3 protein-coding genes and 2 pseudogenes are annotated in these 4,285 nt (G+C 61.0%); 4 read left to right on the top strand and 1 reads right to left on the bottom strand.

What is annotated here, in order from left to right; genetic code table 11:
• A pseudogene (locus tag ACRXB1_RS31725) lies at positions 1–858 on the bottom strand (ABC transporter permease); the annotation flags it as partial.
• 33 nt (positions 859–891) lie between these two features.
• Here ACRXB1_RS31725 and cadR point away from each other — a divergent pair.
• The 4 genes and pseudogenes from cadR to ACRXB1_RS31705 all read left to right on the top strand — a co-directional run.
• Entirely contained in the window at positions 892–1,323 is a 432-nt protein-coding gene (gene cadR / locus ACRXB1_RS31720) for a Cd(II)/Pb(II)-responsive transcriptional regulator (protein ID WP_449494287.1), read from the top strand.
• Positions 1,324–1,535: 212 nt separating this feature from the next.
• The gene (locus ACRXB1_RS31715; protein ID WP_062001554.1) at positions 1,536–2,504 is read left to right on the top strand and encodes an ABC transporter substrate-binding protein; all 969 of its coding nucleotides are present in this window, start codon (positions 1,536–1,538) and stop codon (positions 2,502–2,504) included.
• Positions 2,505–2,517: 13 nt separating this feature from the next.
• Positions 2,518–4,032, top strand: coding sequence for a sugar ABC transporter ATP-binding protein (locus ACRXB1_RS31710; protein WP_075358006.1), 1,515 nt, complete (start codon positions 2,518–2,520; stop codon positions 4,030–4,032).
• Positions 4,029–4,285 (top strand): annotated as a pseudogene (locus ACRXB1_RS31705) (hypothetical protein); the annotation flags it as partial. The gene ACRXB1_RS31710 and the pseudogene ACRXB1_RS31705, both read left to right, overlap by 4 nt.

Raw genomic sequence — 4,285 nt, 5'->3', positions numbered from 1 at the left:
TAGCGCGGACTCGCGCATGCGTTCGTCGCGCGTACCGGCGAGCGCGGCGTACAACACGAGCACGCCTGCTGCCAGCGTGAAGATGAAAAGGAACTGCACGGCGCCAATGACCTGTTCCAGCACGCGCTGGATTTGCGCGAGGATCGGCGCGGTATCGATGGCGGTCACATTCGGATACTGCCCGACCAACCCGTCGATCAATCCCTGCTGCCCCGGCGGCAAATGGAAACTCGTGATGAACGTGGCGGGCAGGTCGCTGATGGACGGCGGCGGCATCAGAACGAAGAAGTTCACCTTGAACGAATTCCAGTCGACCTTGCGCAGACTCGTGACCGGCCCTTCCACCTGCATGCCGGCGACATCGAAACGCAGCGTGTCGCCGAGCTTCACGCCTATGGTCTTGGCGAGGCCCTGTTCTATCGATACTTGTGCCTTGCCGTCCGTGCCGTACCAATCGCCGCCAACCAGACGGTTATCGCTTGGCAGCTCCGTGGTGTACGACAAGTTGAATTCGCGGTCGACCAGCCGTTTTGCATCGGCTTTCTCGTAGTTGTCGGGGCTGACCGCTTTGCCGTTGACCGCGACGAGACGGCCTCGCACCATCGGCGACAGGGCGACATCGGCCTGGCCATGCTGCTGCAGATAGGTCATGACGCCGGCGCGCTGGTCGGGCTGGATATCGATGAGAAACTGATTCGGCGCATCGGGCGGAGTGGATTGCCGCCATCCGGCGATCAAGTCGCTGCGTGTCATGGCAATCAGCAACAGGCACATCAAGCCGATACCCAACGCCGTGATCTGCAACGCGCTCGCGCCGCTGCGCCGTTCAAGCGATGCGAGCGCATAACGCCAGCCCACCACTTCAAGGTCAAGCGCTAACACGGAGGTCGCATGAAAATCGGAGAACTCGCCAAAAGCGCACGTTGCACGACGGAAACGATCCGTTTTTATGAGAAAGAAGGCCTGATGCCCGATGCCGAGCGCACGGGCGGGAATTATCGGGATTACTCGGCTGTCCACGTCGAGCGGCTGCGTTTTATCAGGAATTGCCGGGCGCTCGACATGGCGCATGACGAGATCAGGGCCCTGCTGGGACTGACGGACAAGCCGGCGGAGCAGTGCGGCGCCATCAACGCACTGGTCGATGAACACATCTCGCACGTCGATCATCGGATCGAGGAATTGCAGCAGTTGAAGGCGCAACTGACCAGTCTGCGAAGCCGCTGCCCGGTGGAGCAAGCCGTGGGTGACTGCGGCATCGTCCAGGAACTGACGACCATGGAAGTCTCGCCTGCGCGCGTAAAACATTCGCACATCGGATAAAGCGGGCGCACGGATCGTTCCGCCGCTCGGCCACCACCCCTCCGCCATACCATTCCTGGTATCGCAAATGCCAAATAACTGATTGGACCGCCATGCACCCCGGCGCTACGCTTCGTTCCGGTACGTCCTGAGTCCAATGACCGCCCATCCCGCATGAGCGGCAAAGAAGCGCGGCAGTACCGATTACAAACACAAATAAATCGGAGACAACCATGAGACATGCTCGACGCGCAGCCATTGGTGCGCTGCTTGGTTCTGCGCTATTGCTGGGCGCAAGCCTGAACGCCCAGGCCGACGACAAGAAAATCACCCTGGGCTTTTCGCAAGTGGGCGCCGAGAGCGCATGGCGCACCGCCAATACCGTATCGGTCAAAAGCGCGGCCAAGGATGCCGGCATCAATCTGAAATTCTCCGATGCCCAGCAGAAACAGGAAAACCAGATCAAGGCGATCCGTTCTTATATCGCCCAGAAAGTCGATGTGATCGCGTTTTCGCCGGTGGTCGAATCCGGCTGGGAACCGGTGCTCATCGAAGCGAAAACCGCGAAGATTCCAGTGATCCTCACTGACCGTAATATCGACGTGAAGGACAAATCCCTGTACGTCACCATGATCGGTTCGGACTTCCTGGAAGAAGGCCGGCGCGCGGGCAAATGGCTCGAAGAGCGCTACAAGAACGAAGCCGGTCCGATCAACATTGCCGAGTTGCAGGGCACGGTCGGCTCCGCGCCCGCAAATGACCGTCGTGCCGGGCTGCTGGAAGTGATCAAGAACGATCCAAAGTTCAAGGTCATCGCTTCGCAAAGCGGCGACTTCACGCTGGCTGGCGGCAAGCAGGTCATGGAAGCTTTCATCAAGACTTACGGCAAGCAGATCAACGTGGTCTACGCGCATAACGACGACATGGCGCTCGGTGCGATCCAGGCCATGGAAGAAGCCGGCGTCAAGCCGGGCAAGGACGTGAGCGTGGTCTCGTTCGACGCCACCAAGGGCGGCTTCGAAGCCATGGTGGCCGGCAAGATCAATGTGGACGTCGAATGCAGTCCGCTGCTCGGCCCGCAACTCATGACCGCGGTGAAAGAAGTGGTGGCGGGCAAGGAGTTGCCCAAGCGCATCGTCACCGACGAAACCGTGTTCCCCATGAGCGTCGCGGCGCAGATCCTGCCGCAGCGTAAATACTGAGCGGCGAGACTCCATGATCGCTTCGCCCATCCTTGAAACCATCGGTATCTCGAAGTCGTTCCCGGGCGTCAAGGCGCTGCAGAACGTGGACTTCCGGTTGTTGCCCGGCGAGATCCATACGCTGATGGGTCAGAACGGCGCTGGCAAGTCGACGCTCATCAACGTACTCACCGGCGTCCACGCGCACGACGCCGGCGAGATCCGGCTGGGTGGCGAGGCGGTCAGTTTCGCAACGCCGCTCCATGCGGAAGCGGCTGGAATCAGGACGCTGTATCAGGAAGTGAACCTGTGTCCGAATCTGTCCGTCGCCGAAAACGTGTTTGCCGGACGGCAGCCGAAACGGCATGGCGCTATCGACTGGAAGACCATTCGTGCGCGTGCCGAGGCGGCGCTGGCCGACCTGAACGTATATCTCGATGTGACCAAGTCACTCGATACCTACCCGATCGCGGTGCAGCAGATGGTTGCGATCGCGCGAGCGGTATCGGTGGATGCGCGTGTGCTGATTCTCGATGAACCCACGTCGAGCCTCGACGAAGGAGAAGTCGCGCGGCTTTTCGGCGTGCTGCAGAAGCTCAAGCAATCGGGCATCGCGATCCTCTTTGTCACGCATTTTCTCGAGCAGACCTACGCGGTCTCGGACCGCATCACGGTCATGCGCAATGGCGAGCGTGAAGGCGAATATCTGGCCCGCGATCTGCCGGTGGAACTGCTGGTTTCGAAGATGGTGGGCCATGAACGCATGACCGAGCGCCTGAAACGCGCGGCTGATGAACCGCCGGCAAAGAAGAGTCTGGTGCCGCCGTTCTTCACCATGCGCGGCAGCGGCCGGCGTGGCGTGATGAATCCCATCGATATAGATGTGCAGCCCGGCCAGATCCTCGGCCTCGCGGGCCTGCTCGGGTCCGGCCGCACCGAGACCGCGCGCCTGCTTTTTGGCGCTGAGCGTTCGGACGCGGGCAGCATGTCCATCGGCGGGAAGGCAGTGAAACTTCGCTCGCCTCGCGATGCCGTGCGCCGCGGCGTGGGGTATTGCCCCGAGGACAGGAAGAAGGAAGGCATTGTTGCGGAGCTTTCCATACGGGAGAACATCGTGCTTGCGCTGCAGGTGCAACGCGGCTGGTGGCGCGTCATAGGGAAGGCGAAACAACGCGAAATAGCCGATGACTATATCGGGCGGCTTGGCATCAAGGCGCGCGACGCAGAGCAGCCAATCGGACTTCTCTCTGGCGGGAACCAGCAGAAGGTGCTGCTCGCGCGCTGGCTTGCGACCGAGCCGAAGATGCTGATTCTCGATGAACCCACGCGCGGTATCGACGTTGCAGCCAAATTCGAAATCATGGATCGTGTGCTGGCGCTGTGCGCGAAAGGCCTTGGCATTGTGTTCATCTCCTCGGAGGTGAACGAAGTGGTGCGCGTGAGCCACCGGATCGCGGTGCTGCGCGACCGGCGCAAGGTGGCGGAAGTCGAGGGGCACGCGACGTCGGAAGACCAGGTGTACCGGTTGATAGCAGGAGGCAGCCAGTGAACCCGATCAAGGCAGCGTTGCAACATCCTCTCGTATGGCCGGCTCTCACGCTCGTGTTGCTGATTCTGCTCGACCTGAGCCAGAACGCGCATTTCCTCTCGATTTCCGTACTCGATGGCCACTGGTTCGGCGCGCCCATCGATATCCTCAATCGTGCGGCGCCGCTCGTGCTGGTGTCGCTGGGCATGACGCTCGTGATGGCGACGACGGCGCCTACGGAGATATCGATGCCGCGTGTCGCGATCACGAGCGA

The organism is Caballeronia sp. M23-90 (assembly GCF_053574605.1).
The sequence above is the reverse complement of the archived record's forward strand: the minus strand, read 5'-3'. Positions and strand labels throughout refer to the sequence as shown.